This is a genomic window from Bradyrhizobium rifense (assembly GCF_008123425.1).
Lineage (GTDB): Bacteria > Pseudomonadota > Alphaproteobacteria > Rhizobiales > Xanthobacteraceae > Bradyrhizobium > Bradyrhizobium rifense.
On record NZ_VSSS01000047.1, the window covers coordinates 26,771 to 45,374 of the forward strand.

Annotated in this window: 17 protein-coding genes and 1 tRNA gene; 4 read left to right on the top strand and 14 right to left on the bottom strand. The window is 66.0% G+C overall.

What is annotated here, in order from left to right; all coding sequences use genetic code 11:
- Window positions 1–97 precede the first annotated feature (97 nt).
- From FXB40_RS29230 to FXB40_RS29260, 7 genes are all read right to left on the bottom strand, one after another.
- The gene (locus FXB40_RS29230; RefSeq protein WP_148775576.1) at window positions 98–910 is read right to left on the bottom strand and encodes an enoyl-CoA hydratase; all 813 of its coding nucleotides are present in this window, start codon (window positions 908–910) and stop codon (window positions 98–100) included.
- A gap of 128 nt (window positions 911–1,038) precedes the next feature.
- Window positions 1,039–1,833 carry a glutamine amidotransferase gene (locus tag FXB40_RS29235; RefSeq protein ID WP_148775577.1) on the bottom strand — a complete coding sequence of 265 codons (795 nt, stop codon included), beginning with the start codon at window positions 1,831–1,833 and terminating at the stop codon, window positions 1,039–1,041.
- A 120-nt stretch (window positions 1,834–1,953) separates the two neighbouring features.
- Window positions 1,954–2,733 carry an SDR family NAD(P)-dependent oxidoreductase gene (locus FXB40_RS29240; protein WP_148775578.1) on the bottom strand — a complete coding sequence of 260 codons (780 nt, stop codon included), beginning with the start codon at window positions 2,731–2,733 and terminating at the stop codon, window positions 1,954–1,956.
- Window positions 2,734–2,960: 227 nt separating this feature from the next.
- The gene (locus FXB40_RS29245) at window positions 2,961–3,449 is read right to left on the bottom strand and encodes a tellurite resistance TerB family protein (RefSeq protein WP_148775579.1); all 489 of its coding nucleotides are present in this window, start codon (window positions 3,447–3,449) and stop codon (window positions 2,961–2,963) included.
- A gap of 146 nt (window positions 3,450–3,595) precedes the next feature.
- Window positions 3,596–5,005, bottom strand: coding sequence for an adenylate/guanylate cyclase domain-containing protein (locus FXB40_RS29250; RefSeq protein ID WP_148775580.1), 1,410 nt, complete (start codon window positions 5,003–5,005; stop codon window positions 3,596–3,598).
- 45 nt (window positions 5,006–5,050) lie between these two features.
- Window positions 5,051–6,418, bottom strand: coding sequence for a cytochrome P450 (locus FXB40_RS29255; RefSeq protein WP_148775581.1), 1,368 nt, complete (start codon window positions 6,416–6,418; stop codon window positions 5,051–5,053).
- Window positions 6,419–6,469: 51 nt separating this feature from the next.
- Entirely contained in the window at window positions 6,470–7,840 is a 1,371-nt protein-coding gene (locus FXB40_RS29260) for a hydrolase (protein WP_187437219.1), read from the bottom strand.
- Between the two features lie 137 nt (window positions 7,841–7,977).
- Between FXB40_RS29260 and FXB40_RS29265 the strand changes: the two genes are divergently transcribed.
- Window positions 7,978–9,672 carry an MFS transporter gene (locus FXB40_RS29265; protein ID WP_148775583.1) on the top strand — a complete coding sequence of 565 codons (1,695 nt, stop codon included), beginning with the start codon at window positions 7,978–7,980 and terminating at the stop codon, window positions 9,670–9,672.
- 9 nt (window positions 9,673–9,681) lie between these two features.
- Here the strand turns inward: FXB40_RS29265 and FXB40_RS29270 are convergent, their stop codons facing one another.
- Both FXB40_RS29270 and FXB40_RS29275 read right to left on the bottom strand, forming a co-directional pair.
- Window positions 9,682–9,897: a hypothetical protein gene (locus FXB40_RS29270; protein ID WP_148775584.1), complete on the bottom strand. Its 216-nt coding sequence runs from the start codon at window positions 9,895–9,897 to the stop codon at window positions 9,682–9,684.
- A gap of 183 nt (window positions 9,898–10,080) precedes the next feature.
- Window positions 10,081–10,404, bottom strand: coding sequence for a hypothetical protein (locus FXB40_RS29275; RefSeq protein ID WP_148775604.1), 324 nt, complete (start codon window positions 10,402–10,404; stop codon window positions 10,081–10,083).
- Between the two features lie 253 nt (window positions 10,405–10,657).
- On the opposite strand from FXB40_RS29275, the gene FXB40_RS29280 reads away from it, so the two are divergent.
- Window positions 10,658–11,713, top strand: a complete 1,056-nt coding sequence (locus tag FXB40_RS29280) for a polysaccharide deacetylase family protein (protein WP_148775585.1) — start codon at window positions 10,658–10,660, stop codon at window positions 11,711–11,713.
- Window positions 11,714–11,784: 71 nt separating this feature from the next.
- Here the strand turns inward: FXB40_RS29280 and FXB40_RS29285 are convergent, their stop codons facing one another.
- The 5 genes from FXB40_RS29285 to FXB40_RS29305 form a co-directional block, all read right to left on the bottom strand.
- Complete coding sequence (locus tag FXB40_RS29285) at window positions 11,785–12,159, bottom strand: hypothetical protein (RefSeq protein ID WP_148775586.1); 375 nt, start codon at window positions 12,157–12,159, stop codon at window positions 11,785–11,787.
- A 173-nt stretch (window positions 12,160–12,332) separates the two neighbouring features.
- Window positions 12,333–12,408, bottom strand: a tRNA-Thr gene (locus FXB40_RS29290).
- Window positions 12,409–12,507: 99 nt separating this feature from the next.
- On the bottom strand, window positions 12,508–14,253 hold the full coding sequence (locus FXB40_RS29295; RefSeq protein ID WP_148775587.1) for a heme biosynthesis protein HemY: 1,746 nt from the start codon (window positions 14,251–14,253) through the stop codon (window positions 12,508–12,510).
- A gap of 48 nt (window positions 14,254–14,301) precedes the next feature.
- Entirely contained in the window at window positions 14,302–15,552 is a 1,251-nt protein-coding gene (locus tag FXB40_RS29300) for a COG4223 family protein (protein ID WP_148775588.1), read from the bottom strand.
- Between the two features lie 65 nt (window positions 15,553–15,617).
- Window positions 15,618–16,364 (bottom strand): uroporphyrinogen-III synthase, encoded by a 747-nt coding sequence (locus FXB40_RS29305; RefSeq protein WP_148775589.1) that lies wholly within the window; start codon window positions 16,362–16,364, stop codon window positions 15,618–15,620.
- A 149-nt stretch (window positions 16,365–16,513) separates the two neighbouring features.
- Between FXB40_RS29305 and tsaD the strand changes: the two genes are divergently transcribed.
- Together tsaD and FXB40_RS29315 are read left to right on the top strand one after the other, a co-directional pair.
- Window positions 16,514–17,587 carry a tRNA (adenosine(37)-N6)-threonylcarbamoyltransferase complex transferase subunit TsaD gene (gene tsaD / locus FXB40_RS29310; protein WP_148775590.1) on the top strand — a complete coding sequence of 358 codons (1,074 nt, stop codon included), beginning with the start codon at window positions 16,514–16,516 and terminating at the stop codon, window positions 17,585–17,587.
- 2 nt (window positions 17,588–17,589) lie between these two features.
- Window positions 17,590–18,570 (top strand): NAD(P)H-dependent glycerol-3-phosphate dehydrogenase, encoded by a 981-nt coding sequence (locus FXB40_RS29315; RefSeq protein WP_148775591.1) that lies wholly within the window; start codon window positions 17,590–17,592, stop codon window positions 18,568–18,570.
- The last annotated feature ends 34 nt before the right edge of the window (window positions 18,571–18,604 follow it).

An 18,604-nucleotide genomic window follows, 5' to 3' on the forward strand; every position in this document is an offset into this window, starting at 1 on the left:
GGCTACGCGTGGCGCAGCCACGAGGAGCCAGAAGAGCGAAGCGTGGTGTCCGGCGAAGCCCAAAGGGCGAAGACGGACTGCCTCCGGAAAATCCCCCTTACTTCCCCGTAAACCTTGGCGGCCGTTTCTCCATGAAGCTCGCCACTCCCTCCCGAAAATCGCTCCCGTTCAGCGCCACCATCATCTCCCGATTCGCATCGATGGTTGCCTCGGCCAGCGTCTGGAACGGCACCTCGTAGAGTTGCCGCTTGATCACGGCTATTGCGCTCGGCGAGACGAAATCGGCGAGATCGCGGGCATAGGCGTAAGTCTCCTCGCGCAGCTTCTCGGGCGAGCAGAGCCGGTTGACCAGCCCGATCCGCAACGCCTCCTCGCTTGGAACACGACGCGCCGAGAGCAGCAGATCCATCGCGTTGGCATGACCGACGATGCGCGGCAGCATCCAGCTGATGCCGTGCTCGGCAATCAGGCCGCGCCGCGCGAAGGCCGTCGTGAACACGGTGTTGTCGGTGGCAAAGCGTAGATCGCAATAGAGTGCGTGGACAAGACCGATGCCGGCCGTCGCACCGTTGAGCATGGCGATGATCGGCTTGCCGATCGACGGATAGAAGCCGTAGCGCGTTTGCCAATCCGGCCGGCGGTTCATGTCGAAGGGCGGCAGGTTCGAGGCGCGCCTGACGTCGTTGGGATCGAGCCCTTTCAGCGCATCCATGTCGGCGCCGGCGCAGAAGGCGCGGCCCGCGCCTGTCAGCACGATGACGCGGACATTGTCATCGGCGTTTGAGGTTTCCATCGCATGGCGCACGTCGCGCTCCATGACCGGCGTCCACGCGTTCATACGATCGGGACGATTGAGTGTGACGGTCGCGATCCGGTCGCTCACGTCATAGAGAATGTGTTCATAGGCCATCGCGCTCTCCCTTTGCTACCGGCACGCGTGCGCGCGCGCTCGTTGGCGACGAGCGTAGCATATTCCGGGATGAGCCTAGGACTTGCGCCAAGGACCCTGCGCGCCAAGGATTTGCGGGAAGCCGCGATCTACTCGGCGGCTTGCGCCAGCACCGGCCGGCGCGTCAGCCAGCCGCCGATGAAATGATCGAGCCAGGCGCGTTCCGCGGCATCGTAGACCGCGCGATCTGCAAAATGATGATGCCGCTCGCGCGCGCCAGGCGCGCTGAGGCCGTCATAGCCGCGCGTGGTCCAGCAATGCATCATTGCGTAGGTCACGTCGGGATGAAACTGCACGCCGACGGCATTGCCGGTGCGAAACGCCTGGATCGGAAAATCATCGCCTTCCGCAAGCAATTCGGCACCTCGCGGCAACTGAAATCCTTCGCGATGCCAGTGATAGACCTGCGCCGGCCAGTCCGGGCAGAGCGCGTGGCCAGCCGCGGTCGGGCGGATCGGGTAGTAGCCGATCTGGGTCAGCGCCTGCGCATGCGGCGCGACGCGCGCGCCGAGCTGCATCGCCAGCATCTGCGCGCCCAGGCAGATGCCGAGGAACGGCCGCTGTTCGCGGAGCGGAATTTCGATCCAGTCGATCTCGCGGCGAACGTAGTCGTCGGGATCATTGGCGCTCATCGGGCCGCCGAAGACCACGGCGCCGGCATGCCGGTCGAGCGTGTCGGGCAGGGGATCGCCGAAGCGCGGCCTGCGAATGTCGAGACGATGGCCGAGCGCGCGCAGCGCATTGCCGACGCGGCCGGGTGTCGAGGATTCCTGGTGCAGGACGATCAGAACCGGCAGAAGGGGTTCGGAGGCGGCCGCGCGCGGCGTCCTTCCGGGGAAGGGCACCAATTCTGCGCCACCAAACCTGTCCGTCCGAAACGACATGGCCTCTGCGAGTGCTATCGGTTCAAGCCGCCAGCATAGCTAAGCGACGGTTAACATCGTGTGAGTTTGCGCACACACGCCCCGATATTGAAGCAAGCTCCGGGCCACTACGGATGTTCGTTAGTGTCTCTGCCGCTGGAACCGGCTGGTGGCGGACAGGATGAAGCCGCGCGGGAAGAAGCGCAGTGCGAACGGTACGATCTTGATACCGAGACCCGGCAGCACTGCCCGTTTGTTCGCCATCAGGCCGCGATAGGCCTGCTGTGCGACATCGGCGGCCGGGACATTGAGAATCGCCGTATCGTGCCCGGAGCCAACGCCGGCGCGCCCCTGGAATTCGGTCTGCACCGGTCCCGGGCACAGCACGGTGACGCGAACGCCGCGCGGCGCAAGCTCGGCCCGCAAGGCCTCGGTGAGCGAAATCACATAGGCCTTGGACGCGTAATAGACCGCCATGCCGGGGCCCGGCAGAAAGCCCGCGACGGAGCCGACATTGAGCAGACCGCCCTTGTTCCTGATGAGCTGGTCGGCAAAGCGCAACGACAGATCAGTCAGCGCGCGGACGTTGACGTCGACAATGCCGACCTGCTCGTCGCGGTCGCGCTCGATGGCATCGCCGAACACGCCAAAGCCGGCATTGTTGACGAGATTATCGAGCTCGACCTCTTCGGCAGCGAGCGCCGCTGCGATTTTTTCGCCGGCATCGGGCGCCTGGAGATCGCAAGCGATGACGATCGGCTTCTTGCCGCACTTGGAGGTGAGCTCGTTTGCGAGCGCCTCGAGCCGGTCGGCACGTCGGGCCGTCAGCGCGAGCCGGTGTCCGTTCGCGGCAAACACCCGCGCCAGCTCCGTGCCGATGCCCGCCGAGGCACCGGTGATCAACGTTACCCGCTCAGTCACGATCGTAGTCTCTTGAATTGAAGTTTTTTGCCCGTAATGGCGGAACTGGAGCATAAGCCACGCGCGACAGGCAAGCGGCGCTGGCGGCATGGCGGCCTGAGCGGGCAACAGGAAGCAGGAAAAGCGGCCGATTTACCGGGGAATCCGGAGCCGGCAGGTCCGGCGGCTACATTAAAGTTTCGTCATGTGGTCCATACAACCGGGAATCATGCCGCGTTGGCGATAGCTCAGCCGCCGACAGCATTGTCCTTGAGCTGATCCGCGGCGCGGTCCGCGACGGCGTGCTTGAGATCGATCCGGTCGCGCTGGGAAATCCCAAGCAGGTCTGAGGCGCGCCAGACGACGTTGTCCTCGAACTCGGTGACCTGGCCGTCGGCATAGACCAGCTCCCACATCATCTGGACGATGCGCCTGCGGCCCTCTTCGTCGAGCGAGCGCATGATGACGCTGGTAAAGTGATAAAGATCGACCGCCTCGCCCTCGACCTGGGTCGCATCCGCGATCAGCCGGTCGGCCGTGCCGCGGTCGAGCTTGAAATGGCTTTCGATCAGAGTGTGCAGCTTGCTCTGCTCGGCCTGCGTCGGCTGGCCGTCCAGCGAAACCACATGGACCAGCAGCGCGGTGGCCGCCAGCCGATAATCGCTGTCGCCGAAGGCGCGGTCCTGAGCATGAGGAGCAACAATGTCGGCGATGAATTGGCGCAGGCCGTCGAGCATAAGATCCTACCGAAATCGATGACGCCGCGAGGGACGCGGCCGCTACCAGCATTATATGAGTGGGAAACTCAACCGGCGCAACGTGCGTCAGTTCCGCGCGCCGCATTACGTTTCGGCAATCTGGGCAGCGTTAACGCGCGAAGGCGTCACGGTATCTCGTACACCACCATCTTGTCGGCGATGCCGCGCAGCGCCGCCTGCTTCTGGATCGGCTTGATCGCACGCTGCTGCAAAATCTCGGCGACGGCGGGTGCGTCCAGCACCGGGCCGGTGATGTGAATCTCCTGCGCCGTCGACAGGCTCTGCACGCGCGCTGCGATGTTGACGGTCTGGCCGAAATAATCCTGCCGCTCGTTCAGCATCACCGCGAGGCAGGGGCCTTCGTGGATGCCGATCTTGACGATGAGATCGTCGGTGCCGCGCTGCTTGTTGAGCCCGTCCATCGCGGCGCGCATCCGCAGGCCCGCGACGATGGCATGCTCGGGACGGACGAAGGTCGCCATCACGGCATCGCCAATCGTCTTCACCACCGCGCCCTTCTCGGACGAGATGATCTCCAGCAACGCGTGGAAATGCGCACGCACGAGGTCGAAAGCGGCGAGATCGCCGACGCGCTCGTAGAGCGCGGTCGAGCCCTTCAGATCGGTGAACAGGAAGGTCAGCGAGGTGATCTGGAGTCGCTGGTCGAGACTGAGATTGTCCGCCTTGAAGACATCGCGAAACGTCTGGTTCGACAGCATGCGCTTGGCGGTGAGGAACGGCTTGCGCTGGCCGATCAGATGATGGAGCGCCTCGGCCGCGATGAACACCGACGGCAGCACCCGCACGCCGGCCTGGTTCTCCAGCGACAGCCGCAGCGGACCCGGCCGCATCGTCGTGGTCCCCGTCGGCGCCTGCACCTTGTTGTACATGATGGCGAGCTGCTGGCGGTCCTTGGTCGGCTCGCCCTGGACGTCGATGAACTGGGCGGCGTGCGTCACCGGCTCGAAGATGATGATGAAATCGTTCGGGAGTTGCAGCGACATGGTCGCCTTCTCGCCGGCCGGCAGCTCCATGGTATCCAGCGTCACCTCGTTGGCCAGTGTCGCAAACGATTCCTTGTTGAAGTCGACGCCGGAGCTCCAGAACACCTGCTTGAAATACTCCCACACCGGAAGCGAGTCCGGGTCGTGCGCCGCGATGCGCCGCACGCGCGGATTCACCGTGAAGGAGACCTCGACCTGATCGTCGACCGACGCCTTGTAGCCGCAGGCGCAGAGCGCGCAGTGATAATCGTCCGGCTTGAGCGCCTTCAGCGTCGTATGGGCGCCAAGCACGCCGCCGCAGCCGGGGCATAGCACGTTCCAGCCGAGGTCGAACAACCCCAGCCGCGCCGAATGCAGGAAGGCGGAGATCGCGTGCTCTTCATCGACGCCGTGCTGCGTGGCGAAGTCGAGGACATTGACGCGGTTGAGCTCGTGATCCTCGCCGTCCTTGATGAGACGCTCGATCGCATCGACCACCTTTGCGTCGGCGGTCTGGTTCAGAACGGATAACTGGGCCTGGATGTCGCTCATGGCGCAACTCTATTTAGGGTGGATCACGCCAACGGCCAGAGCCTGTCACCGGCGCGTGATGCGGAACAGGGGTGAGTGGTCAGGCTGGGTCGTGACAACGCCGTACGGAATGACAGGATTGGCGTCGACGAGTTCGACGCGGAACGCGCCGATCAGCCGCGCCAGCGCCAGCACGGACTCGGCTTGCGCGAACGGCGCGCCGATGCAAACGCGCGGGCCCGCGCCGAACGGCAGATAGGCGAAGCGATCGGGTGGCTCTTTCGACATGAAGCGTTTTGGAATGAACGCGTTCGGCTGATCCCACAGCTTCTCGTGCCGGTGCAGCAGCCAGGGCGCGATCATGATGATGTCACCCTTGTTGACCTCGGCACCGGCAACAACGTCCTTGCCGCGTGCGGCTCGGGCGACAAGGAAGGCCGGCGGATAGAGCCGCATGGTCTCATAGACCACGGCGCGGGTGAATTTTTGCCGGTCGATATCGGCCATGCTGTCGAGATGCTCGCCGCGGGTCTCGGAGGCGACCTCCTCCTGCGTATCAGGATCGAGCGCCAGCAGATAGAGCGCCCAGAACAGCGCGGTCGCGGTCGTCTCATGACCCGCCAGGATCATGGTCGCGACCTCGTCGACGAGCTGCTCGTCGGAAAATCCCTTTCCCGTTTCAGGATCGCGCGCCTCGTCCATGAGGTCGAACAGATCGCGCGGCGGCGCGCCGTCCTTCTTGCCCGCCGCACGCCGCTCGGCGATCAGCATCGCGACGAATTCGGTCCAGCGCGTGCGGAAGCGGGCGCGGGCGCGATCCATCGGCGTCGGCCAGGACACCGGCAGCACCATGTCGAGGAAATAGGCCCGCCCGAGCCGCTCGGCATATTCCATGATGAAGTTGCGCAAGGTCGGACCGTGCCGGTCCATGCCGAACGAGAACATCGTGCGGCCGGCGATCTCCAGTGTCATGCGCTGCATGATCTCGCGCAGATCGATTGGCTCGTTCGTGCGCACATCCAGCTTCGCGATGGTCTCGTCGAGCACCGCCGTCATGTGCGGGACGAGATTGGCAGTGGCGCGCGGCGTGAAGGCAGGTGCGAGCGTCCGGCGCTGATGTGTCCAGGCATGACCCTCGGCGAGCAGGAGGCCTTCGCCGAGCACGGGACGCAGCATGCGGATGCCCGCCGGCGTCCGCGTGTAGTTCTCGTAATTGCTGAGCAGCACGTGCCGGATGGCATCCGGCTGATTCAGGATGAAGCTCTTGTGCAGGAAGAAGCGGCCCTGGATGATCTCTTCCTCATAGGCGCGCTGCCCCCAGGTGGCGATCATGTTCTGCCTGATCACCGCAAGCCGGCCAAAGAACGACAAATTGTCCGGCGCGCGCGGCGGGGTCGAGGGGATGATGGGCCGACGCACGCTGGCGATGTTCATGGCTCTCTCCCGCAGATCTCGTCGCAGTAAAGGCTTGCCGCAGGCAATTAGCTAATAAGTCAGTTCGGCAACCGCAATCCTGTTCTCGGATGCCGGCCAGGCGCGTGCCACAATTCGTTCTTCGTTGAACTGGGCCACGACGTGACGCCCGACCTCGCTGGCCGGAAGGCGCAGGGTTGCTGCCGCATCCGTGGGTACGCCCGGATGGACGTCGGCAGGCTCCTGGCCGTCGAACAGGATAGTGTCGCGCGGCAGACCGAAATAGCCGCGCGGACGCGACATGATCACGACCGCACCGGCGTCCTTGTCCGCGGGAATGAACGGGCGCGCGGCGCGCAAATGCACGACGTCGGAGGAGCGCGGGAAGGGCGAGCGGTAGAAATGTGTGATCGGGGCGTCCGGCGAGGTCAGGACGATCTCGAGCGGCGAGGTGGAATCGACCGTGGCCGGGCCCCAGCGGCCGTCGGCGCCGGTCGTCGCGCGATGCACCACATCGCCCCTGCGCTCGCCGCTCTCGCGGTCGACATAGTTGATCTCCACCACCGCCCCGGCCACGGGGCGGTTGGTCGGTACGCCGTCCACCGCGCCCGTAACCAATCCGCCAATGCGAACGGTCTGCTCCGGCGTGATCGCAATGCGTGCAGGCTCGCGACCGGCGATGAACTTGTAGATCTCGCGGAAGGCGCGCGGGTGATACGCCGTCTCGCGATGGTCGATCGTGCCGAGCACGAGATTGGTCGCGCCCTTCAATTCCGGCCCCTCGAAGGTGACATTGGTCGGCACGCCCGGCTTGCCCATGAAGCGGCCGTCGGGTTGTGCATATTTGTCCATGCCGTCGCTGCGCAAAGTAAGGAAAGCCGTGCCCGGCGTCACCTCGCTGTCGCCGCCGTTCAGGCCGCGCAGAAAGGCGCCGCGTCCGTTGAACTCGCTGCCAAGGAGATCATCGAGCGCAAACACGCCGTGATTGGGCGTGCCGCACAGGATCGCGTGACTGACATCGCCGGCGCCGCCGTTCTTGATGACGTTGCGGATCGAGTTGCCGCCGCGCGAATTGCCGACCAGCGCGACGCGCGCCGCACCGGTGCGGCGCTTCAGCTCGGTAATAGCGGCGGCAAGCTCGCGGCGCTGATCCTCGGTCGAGGAGCGGTTGGCCTGCTCGACCGTATCGTCGGTGCGCGCGGTGGGATTGGTGAAATTGATCGCCATCATGCGGTCACGCGCGATGCCGTTGGATTCCATCCGCCACAATGTCGTCATCCAGAGCGCGTCGTAGTCGCCATTGCCATGGACGAACAGGATCGGCGGCACTTCAGGGTTTGCGGCCGCGGACGGCGCTTGCGCCAGCGCATCGTTGCGGAAGCTCGCGACCGCGAAAGCCAGGCTACCCGCACCCTGCAGGATCGTCCGTCGTGACAGCTTCATCTGGTCCTCCCCGGTAAAACCATGACTTTGCACTGCTTATAGCGGTCTAACCACTGGACAGCGAAGGACTTTCGCAGGCATCACTGAACCTGCCGGAATCATCGAAGCCATTTCGGCCAGAGGACTTGGAAGGGGATATGACCGAGCAGACGAACCGTCAGAGACGTGCCGCCGACGGCATCACGGCCCCCCTGCGGTACACAATATTCCGGCGCATCTGGCTCGCCAGCCTGCTTTCCAATCTCGGTCTCCTGATCCAGGGCGTGGGCGCGGCCTGGGCGATGACGCAGATGGCGGCCTCCGCCGACAAGGTCGCGCTGGTGCAGACCGCCCTGATGCTGCCGATCATGCTGATCTCGATGCCGGCCGGCGCCATCGCCGACATGTATGACCGGCGCATCGTGACCCTCGTCGCACTCATGATCGCGCTGACCGGTGCATCCGCACTCACGATCCTGGCCGGGCTCAAGCTCATCGCCCCGGAATCGTTGCTGGCCTTCTGCTTCGTCGTCGGCAGCGGCAATGCGCTGTTCGGACCGGCCTGGCAGTCCTCCGTCAGCGAGCAGGTGCCGCCCGAAGCCCTGCCGTCGGCCGTCGCGCTGAACGGCATCAGCTACAACATCGCTCGCAGCTTCGGTCCCGCAGTGGGCGGCGTCATCGTCGCCGCGCTCGGCGCGGTCGCGGCGTTTGCCTGCAATGCGATCCTCTATCTGCCGCTCTTGGTGGTGCTGCTGCTCTGGCGACGCGCGGTCGAACCCTCGCGACTGCCGCGGGAGAAACTCAATCGCGCGATGGTGTCGGGCTTCCGCTACATCACCAATTCGCCGCCGATCAAGATCGTGCTGCTGCGTACGCTGGTGATGGGCCTGATCGGCGGCGCCGTGATGGCGCTGATGCCGCTGGTCGCGCGCGATCTGCTGCATGGCGGCGCGCAAACCTACGGCATCATTCTGGGCGCGTTCGGCATGGGCGCCGTGGTCGGCGCACTCAATATTCACGAATTGCGCAAGCGCATGAGCGGCGAGGCGGCGATCCGCGCCTGCACGATCTCGATGGCGTTTGCGATGGCCGCGATTGCCCTGAGCACCGAGCCGGTGCTGACCGCGGCCGCGCTGGTGCTGGCCGGCGCAGTCTGGATGGCCGCGGTGGCGCTGTTCAACATCGGCGTGCAGCTTTCGGCGCCGCGGTGGGTCGCGGGACGCTCGCTCGCAGCGTTCCAGGCCTCGATTTCCGGTGGCATCGCAATCGGCGCGTGGGGCTGGGGTCATCTCACCGACTATGCCGGCGTCGAGGTCGCGCTGCTGACCGCGGCGGGTCTGATGCTGGTCTCGCCGGTGCTCGGCATCTGGCTGACGATGCCACGGGTCGGCGCCCGCAACGAGGACGCGGATGTGCTGGCCGATCCCGAGGTCAAGCTGTCACTGACCGGACGCAGCGGACCGCTGGTGGTGGAGATCGAATATCGCGTCGCCCAGGAGAACGCGCGCGCCTTCCACAATGTGATGCAGGACGTGCAGCTGTCGCGGCAACGCAACGGCGCCTATGGCTGGTCGATCGCGCGCGACATCGCCGATCCGGAATTGTGGACCGAGCGCTATCACTGCCCGACCTGGTTCGATTATCTGCGCCAGCGCAACCGTTCGACCCAGTCAGAACGCGCGCTGCATCAGCAAGCGATCGATTTTCACATCGGCGCCGATCCGGTGCGGATCCGCCGCATGCTAGAGCGGCCGTTCGGCTCGGTGCGGTGGAATGAAGGGACGCCGGACCGCGCCAGTGCCGAGGTCCTGCCGGTGGTCGCGACCGCGGCGGGAAGCAGCATCGCTCGCTAGCAGTAGTCTTTACTGCCCGTGATCCGTCAGCACCTTGTCGCAGGCCTTGCTCAGCTTGGTGCGGTTCTGCTTCAGGCACGCGAGCACGGCGCTATCGCCATTATTCATCACGGCGCGGCAATGACGCGTGACGTCGCGCGCGCAGGCGTCGTGGCCGGGCTGCTGCTGCGCTGACGCGCCGGATGCGCACAGAACCAAAGAAACAATGAAAAGAAATCTGGTCATCGCATCGTGCCTCGTACCCGGAAGATGTGCGGGCGAAGCTAGTGCGACGGTCCCTTAGCCGCAACGGCTTTATTGGCAGGCAGACTTTGCAGGCTGATTGGCGCCGCCGCGTGGCCCCGGCTTGACGCCGGGGCACATCGCGAGGGGAGCTAACCGACGCAACGACGCTATCGTTGCGCGCTCTTATTGACCGTCCTGGGCGTCAGCGACCTTGCGTGAGGCGCCCTTGGCGAGGTCCTTGTCCATCACCGCGCGGCAGCCGGCGCTCAGATCCGAACGATGCTTCATCATGCACGCGGTGATCTTCGGGATGTTGGGGATCTCCGACGAGCACAGGCGGAAGGCGTCGCCGGTGCACTGCTGCTGCGCTTCGGCCGAGAAGGCGAAGCTCGAGGTGGTCGAGATGATCGAGACGATGGCGGCAAAGCCCAGAGCCAGGCTGGTGTCGCGGATCTTTGCAGTCAAGGACTTGAAAGAGAAAGACTTGGAAGAGAAAGACTTGGTCATTTGAAGCTCCCATTGGCACCGCCGGAGCGGGGCCCGTTGTTGATGGGAACTACGATGCTCCACCAAAACAGTTTCCACTGTGATGATGGTCACGGGCGGCTCCCCCTCCGTGACCTCGGTCACTTTGGCGCACCCGCCTGAAATTCCTCCGCAACCGCTGTCGTGTTGGTGTCACGTTAACTCTTCCTTCGCATTAATGGCCGGGCGCGCGGGAAATTCCGCTGGTTTGGTTGCGTATTTGGAAAGAGTAGCGATGCGTAATGCGTTGGGCCTGATGTTGGCCAGTGTCCTCGCGGCGGTCCTGATCGCCGGAGGTTGGTACTTTTATTCCTCGCGCGCCGACCAGGGCGCCCCCAAGACAACAGACGCCCGTGCCGCCGATCCACTGCCGGCGAAGCTCGCCGCCAAGGACGACGTCGAGACCACTGCGGCGATCGCGGGCAAGCCCGCTGCTGTTGCCGCCGCACCGGCGCCCGCACCGGCGGTGGCACCGGTTCAGCAGACGGCGACCTGCACCAACCCGAATGCATTGGGCGTCTCGCGCGTGGTCGAAATCGACACGACCGGCGGTCCGGGCTTCGGCTTCGAGCAGTTCAAGCAGTTTGATTTTCTCGCCGACAAGGAGGTCGTGCTGACCTTCGACGACAGTCCGTGGCCGCACAACACGCCGGCCGTGCTGAAGGCGTTGGCCGATGAATGCACCAAGGGCCTGTTCTTCTCGGTCGGCAAGCACGCCACCTGGCATCCGGAAATCCTGCGCCAGGTTCTAGCCCAGGGCCACACGGTGGGCACGCACACCTGGTCGCACGTCAATCTCAACGGCAAGAAGATGACGGAGCAGCAGGCCAAGGACGAGATCGAGAAGGGCTTTAGTGCGGTGAAATGGGCGCTCGGCACCAATCCGTCGCCGTTCTTCCGCTTCCCGCAGCTTCAGCAGAATCCGGCGCTCGTCAGCTATCTCGGCAGCCGCAACGTCGGAATTTTCTCGACCGACCTCGACTCCTTCGATTTCCGCAAGGAGAGCACGCCGGACAAGATCATCAGCAATGTGATGACCAAGCTCGACAAGCTCGGCAAGGGCATCGTCCTGATGCACGACTTCCAGAAGCGCACCGGCGAAGCGCTGCCGACGCTGCTCGCGCGCCTCAAGGCCGGCGGCTACAAGATCGTGCAGATCAAGGCGAAGACGACGTTCGACTCGCTGCCTGAGTATGACGAAGCGGTGCTCAAGGAGCTGAAAGTGCCCGCGTCCAATGCGACGAACGCGCGCCCGGTCTCGAGCGTGGTGCAGACGGTCTCGCAGCGCTAAGCGCGTCAGGTTTCGACAAGCAAAATGGCCAGGCTCAGCCCGGCCATTTCATTTTGAGAGCGTCACGCCGCTTACCAATAGATGCCGTGGCGGTGCAGCTCGGCGATGATGCGGCCTTCGGTCCACCGTTTGTGTTTGGACTTGTCGGCCTTCGCCGTCGTCTTCGGCGCAGGCTTGCCCGTCGTGACCGGCGCTGGCGCCGTCGTTGTCGTGGTCGCGGCGGGAGCAGTCGCCACTGCCGGCGCGGCAGCCGGGATCGCCGGCGGGCGGTCGACATATTTCGGCGGTTCGACCACCGGGGCAACTTCGCTGATTTGCGTGGTCGGGGTGGTGGTTGTGGTGGTTTGCGGAGCGGCCGTTGCCGTGGACAATGACAGGCTGCGGTCACCTGCCTGGGCAGATGCAGACACCAGAACCACGGCGGCAACCAGAATGATCTTGCGCATGTGAAATCTCCCCGTGTTTGTGTGACGGGGACAGTACGGGAGAGCCGCGCGAGGTTATGTGATAGAAATCACGCAGACGGCCGTCCCCGATTTCAGCAACGCATCGCAGTGACACACGCGTCGAGCGCGATCACGCAGGAAGCTTGCTTGTGGCGGTCGGATGAATGAAGCGCTGGTGCCGCAAGAGGGACTCGAACCCCCGACCCCGTCATTACGAATGACGTGCTCTACCAGCTGAGCTATTGCGGCGAACCCTGCCGGGCCTGGGCGATGCCGGCCCCGATACGCGCGCTCCTGATATCGGGCATGGCCCGAATTGGCAAGGACAAGCGGCAGGCGAAATGGGCCTTACGCGCCCCAGCGGGACCAGAATCCGCGCCAACCGCCGGCCTGGGCCTTGGGCTTGCCGATTTGTTCCGTAAATTCATCGGTGGGGCCGTCGTCATCGATGCCGGGATCATCCGGCGCGCGAACGATCGGGATGACGGCCTGGATCGGCGCCTGTGTCGGCTTGCCGAGGTCGGCACGGGTCCGGAACACCGGGGTTGCCGCCACCGGCGATGATTCGGCGGCCTCAGGGGCCGGATTGACCGGCTCGGCAGGCGCCACCACCGGATCTTCCTTGACCGCGGGGGGCGCGTTGTCCTGCGCGGCCGGAGCAGCGGCCGGGGTCTCGACCGGCGCGATCACGGCCGGTTCCACCGGCGCCTCGCTGGCCACGGTCACCCGCTTCGGCGGCGGGGCCGCGAGCATGGCTTCCTCGAAGGCCGAGGACTCGATCATCGTGCCCTTGTCCGAGGGCAGGCTCGCCACCGGCGTCTGCCACTGGAACGCGTCGAGCCGGCCAGTGACCGGGGAGACCGGACGCCAGCGGTCGCTGACATAGCCGTCCGCGGTCCAGGCCGGGTCGTGACGGGCGCGGACCGCACGCAAGGTCCAGGCGCGGGCACGGCCGCCATCGCCGTGCTCGGTGCGTTCGAGCTCGGCCATCAACAGCGCCACGCGCTGGGTCGGATCATTGACGTAAGGCGTCAGTACCGCGCGCGCGCGGGCGAACTCGGACGCATCGATCGCGGCACGCGCGATCGCAAGCTGTCCCTCGACATGGCCGGCCTTGTCCGCCGGCGTTTTCGCCGCGAGCGTCTCGACTCGCTGCAAACGCTGCCGCGCTGCATCGCCGAGTTTGACATGCGCATAGGCGTCCGCAAGATCGGGATGCGGATTGGCGAGCCAGGCAGCCTCGACCAGTTTCATGGCGCGGCGCACCTGATGCGCCTCGCTCTCGAATTTCGCGGCGAGCACCGCCGCCGGCACCAGCGTCGGCGCGAGCTTGACGGCTTCCATCACGCTCTCGCGCGCGACATCACGGTCCATCGTCTCCAATTCCAGTGCGCGCGCCGTCAGCAGCACGCCGCGCTGCCGGCGGTAGCCCCGCTTGTCGATCAGGCCCGCGGACAGATTCGAATCCAGGATCGCGAGCGCGCCGCTCCAGTCGCCGCGCGCACAGCGGAAGCCGAGCACCGCATGCGAGGCCCAGGTCGAGGACGGCGACAGCTTGATCGCTTCCTCCGCGATCATCACGGCGCCGACCGCATCGTCTGCGCGCTGCGCCTCGATGAACAGGCCGCGCAGGCCGAGCAGCCGCGTATCCTCGCGCTCGGCCATGGCGCGGAAGGCGTGCTGCGCCTCGTCGCGATTGCCGTCGAGCTGGGCCGATTGCGCATGCAGAAGGAGCGCGAGCGGATCGTTCGGCGCGTGCCGCCGCGCCGCTTCGGCATGACGGCGGGCAAGCGCCATGTCGCCATGGCCGATCGCGAGCAGGCCGTGGGTGATGGCGTGGCGGCCGCGGGCGTGACGCTTCTCATGGTGGCGGCGGCGCATCCGCCCCGGTGCGCGCCAGATCACCGTCAGGAGGCTCCAGAGCAAGACGATCAGGACTGCGAATATGCCGAGGCAGAGCACGAACACCGGAATGCTCGGTGAGGCCCGAAAACCGCCCCAGGTCAGCACGACATCGCCGGGCTGATCGGCAACCCAGGCCGCGCCGGCGCCTGCGAGCGCAATCAGAACAAGGAAGAGAACGATGCGAAGCATGACTATCCCTATACGCGCGGATTGTTGCGCGAATCTTATTGAGCAGGCCTATTGAACTGGCTTGGCGAGACCAGCCAGGGCGTCGTCGGCGAATTTGCGGGAGGCCGCGAGCGCGGCATCGCGCGCGTCAGCCTTGTCGAGCCAGGCTTGTGCCGGCGCGCGATCGGCCTCGGGCAGCGTCTTCAGCTCGCGGCGCGCCTCGACGAAATCGTTGCGCAGCGCCGCAGCCGTGACCCGCGTGACAATCGCGCCGCGGTCGTTGCCGACGCCGTCGGTGCGCTCGATGCGGACGAGCTTTGACGCTCCCGCCTGAAGCCGCTCGACGATGCCGGCACTGCTGCTCGGCGCCTCCGGTGGCGGCGACAATTTCGGCACGATGTTGAGGAGCTCGCGGGTCAGCGCGACCGGCGTCGGAATGCCCGACGCGGCAAACGCTTCGAGCGGCTTCAGCAGTTCGGGTTTGGCCGCGAACGACCGCGCAGCAATGAGCTGCGCCTCATAGGGATCATTGTGGCGAACGGCGACGTCAAGCAGGGTGGCGGCGACCACAGAGCGCAACGGCTTGTCGTCCGTCACCTTGGCGTCGGCGATCTTCTCACCCTGCTGTGCGAGCTCCGCGCGTGCGGTGGTGCTGGCACGCTCGAGCTGGGAGATGCGGTCGTCGAGGGCAGCGAGACCGGACGAGGCCGCCGCATCGCGCGGCGCGGATTTCGCATCGTTCAATGCGCTCGCAGTCTTGTCGGATTGCGCGCGCAAATTGGCGATGTCGCCGCGCAGGGTGCCGACGGATTTTTCCAGCGCATCGAGCCGCGCCGTCATCGCAGGATCGGCGACGGGCTTGCCCGTTTTGGCTTCGACTGCGGCGACACGTCCGCTCAGCGCATCGACCGTGGCACCCGTCACTTGCGGCGCGGCCGGCGGCGCCTGCACCGCGGGCCAGCCCAGCGCCCAGCCAACCGCGATCACGACCGCTGCGGCAACGGCGCCGGAAAATGGCGCGATGACCCAGGGAGAAATGGCGCCCGACGCAGCTGCGGCCTGCGCCTCGCCATGCTCCGGCTCGGTCTTCGCTGTCTCGGTCTTGGCTGTCTCGGCCTTTGCTGTCTCGACCTTGGCGTCTTCGGCACCGGCCTGGTCGGCGTTGACCTGCTCGGCCGAGGGTTGCGCCTCCGGCTCGACCGCCACGTCCTGCGGCTGGGTGGAGACTTCGGTCGCCTCAAGGTCGATGGTGGGCGGGGTGCGCTTGGCACGGCCGGACTCGGGGGCCAATCCTGCGTCTTCAGGCTTGTCGTCGGCCATCGTGACGGTTCCTCACACTTTCATACCAGAGACGAGCCCGATTGCCTCGGATTCGGCCCGTCCTCTTACGCCAAACGGGTCCGCAAAGCACGCTCCAAGGCGTCAAACAGGGCATTTTCGTCCGGGGTCGCGGCCACCAGGACCTGCGATGCCCCGGCATCGCGCAGCACGCTTGCGACCGTCTCGGACAGGCAGCATTGCGGGATCGCCAGCGCCGAGATTTCGACGCCTTCGTCCCGGGCCGCGTCCAGGAAGGCCCGCGCACTGCGCCGGGAGTAATGCAGCACCGCCTCGATGCCATGCGCGGCAAAGCCGTCGCAGACGTCGCGCGGGAGAATCTTGACCGGGGCCATACGGTAGCTCGTCTGAGTGACCACGCTAAACCCTTCCGCGCCGAGCTCGCCGCCGAGATCCCGCGACAGGTCGGCGCCCGCGAGATAAAGCAGCGTACTCTTTTTCTTCAGCACCTTGGCACGCGCGCTCTGCATCACCTTGTCGCGCAAGGAAGCGGCATCGCCGCCGGCGACGATCACATCCGCGAAGCCGAATTCGCGCGCCACGGCAGCCGTGTGCTCGCCGACCGCGAACACCGGCAGCTCCAGCAGGCCGAGGTCCCGCAACTGCGGCGCGACGGCGCGGATCGCATTGGCCGATGTCACGATGATGGCGCTATAGCCCGCCTCACTCTCGTCATGGAAAGCGACCGGCTCGAACTTGAGCACCGGCGCGAGCAGCACCACATGTCCCCGCGCGCGCAGATTTCCCGCCGTCGCCTCATTGTCGGGATGCGGCCGTGTGACAAGAATGGACATCGCTTGTGTTCCCGGACCACGTGGCGGTGATGCACTCGAGGGATGGCGGCGCGTGACGATTGCGCAAGCCGACCCCGGAATGCTACCGCGTTACCAGAACTCTGCTTTACGGATGAGCGCAAGGGCGCAAATTGGATAACAATTCGCCAATGCTGGTACTGGGCATCGAGACCACCTGCGACGAGACCGCGGCGGCCGTGATCGAGCGCGCGCCTGACGGGAGCGGCAAGATTTTGTCCAACATCGTGCGGTCGCAGGTGGAGGAGCATGCCCGCTTCGGCGGCGTCGTGCCGGAGATCGCGGCGCGCGCCCATGTCGACGTGCTCGACGGCATCATCGACCGCGCCATGCACGAGGCCGGCATCGACTACGCCCAGCTCGACGGCGTCGCGGCAGCCGCGGGCCCGGGCCTAATCGGCGGCGTCATCGTCGGGCTCACCACCGCCAAGGCGATCGCGATGGTGCATGACACGCCGCTGGTCGCGGTCAACCATCTCGAGGCCCATGCGCTGACGCCGCGGCTGACCGACGGCGTAGAATTTCCTTACTGTCTGTTCCTCGCCTCCGGCGGCCACACCCAGATCGTCGCGGTCACCGGCGTCGGCCAATATGTGCGGCTTGGCACCACCGTCGACGACGCGATCGGCGAGGCCTTCGACAAGGTCGCGAAGATGCTGGGTCTGCCCTATCCAGGCGGCCCGCAGGTCGAACGCGCGGCCGCGAACGGCGATGCGGCGCGCTTCGCCTTCCCGCGGCCGATGCAGGGACGTCCCGATGCCAATTTCTCCCTGTCGGGACTGAAGACGGCAGTCCGCACCGAAGCGAGCCGGCTGGCTGAGATCACGCCGCAGGACGTCAACGATCTCTGCGCGAGCTTTCAGGCTGCGGTGCTGGATTCCACGGCCGACCGGCTGCGGGTCGGCCTCAGACTTTTCCGAGAACAATTCGGCGCGCCGCGCGCGCTGGTCGCGGCCGGCGGTGTCGCCGCCAATCAGGCGATCCGCAGTGCACTGTTTGACGTCGCCGGGGAAGCGCAGACGCAGCTAATCATGCCGCCGCCCGCGCTCTGCACCGACAATGGCGCGATGATCGCCTGGGCCGGCGCCGAACGTCTCGCGCTCGGCATCACCGATACGATGGAGGCGCAGCCGCGCGCGCGCTGGCTGCTCGACGCCAACGCCACCACGCCTGCAGGCTACGGCAAGACGCGGGCGGGATACTGACCATGCCCGCGTTCCAGTCCGTCGCGGTGATCGGCGCGGGTGCCTGGGGTACGGCGCTGGCGACGGTGGCCGCGCGCGCGGGACGGAACGTGACGCTGTGGGCGCGCAACGCCGAACACGCCGCGCGCATCGCATCGACCCATGACAATCCGCGACTGCCGGGCGTGCGGCTCGTGCCGGAGATCGTGGTGACGAGCGACCTCGCCGTGGCAGCGGGCGCGGACATGCTGCTGATCGCGACGCCGGCGCAGCACCTGCGGAGCGCGGTCAACATGCTCGCCTCGCACATCACGAAGCCTGTGCCGGTCATCGCCTGTGCCAAGGGCATCGAGCACGGCACCCACAAATTCATGACCGACGTGATTGCGGAGGCCGCAGCCCACGCACAGCCGGCCATCCTGTCAGGCCCGAGCTTCGCCGATGATGTCGCACGCGGCTTGCCGACGGCGGTGACGCTGGCAGCGAAGGACGAGGCCTTGGCGAGCGCACTGGTGCAGGCGCTGGGCTCGGCGACCTTCCGGCCCTATCACACTACGGATGTCCGCGGCGTCGAGATCGGCGGCGCGGCCAAGAATGTGCTGGCGATCGCCGCGGGCATCGTGGTTGGCCGCAACCTCGGCGCCTCCGCGCTCGCCGCGCTGACCACGCGGGGCTTCAGCGAGCTCGCGCGTCTCGGCCGCGCCTGCGGCGCGCGCACGGAAACCCTCTCGGGCCTCTCCGGCCTCGGCGACCTCTTGTTGAGTTGCTCGACCGCGCAATCGCGCAACTTTGCGCTCGGAATTGCGCTCGGTCGTGGAGAGGCCGCACCCGCAGGCAAGCTTGCGGAAGGCGCATTCACCGCGCCGGTGCTGGTCGAGCTCGCGGCCGCACGAAAGGTCGACATGCCGGTCTCGCAAGCGGTCGCCGCCATCCTGGACGGCCGATTGACGATCGACGCCGCGATCGAAGGGTTGCTGACGCGCCCCTTCAAGGCCGAGGAATAGCGACAGCTCTCGCGTCGCAGCTGGCACTTCACGG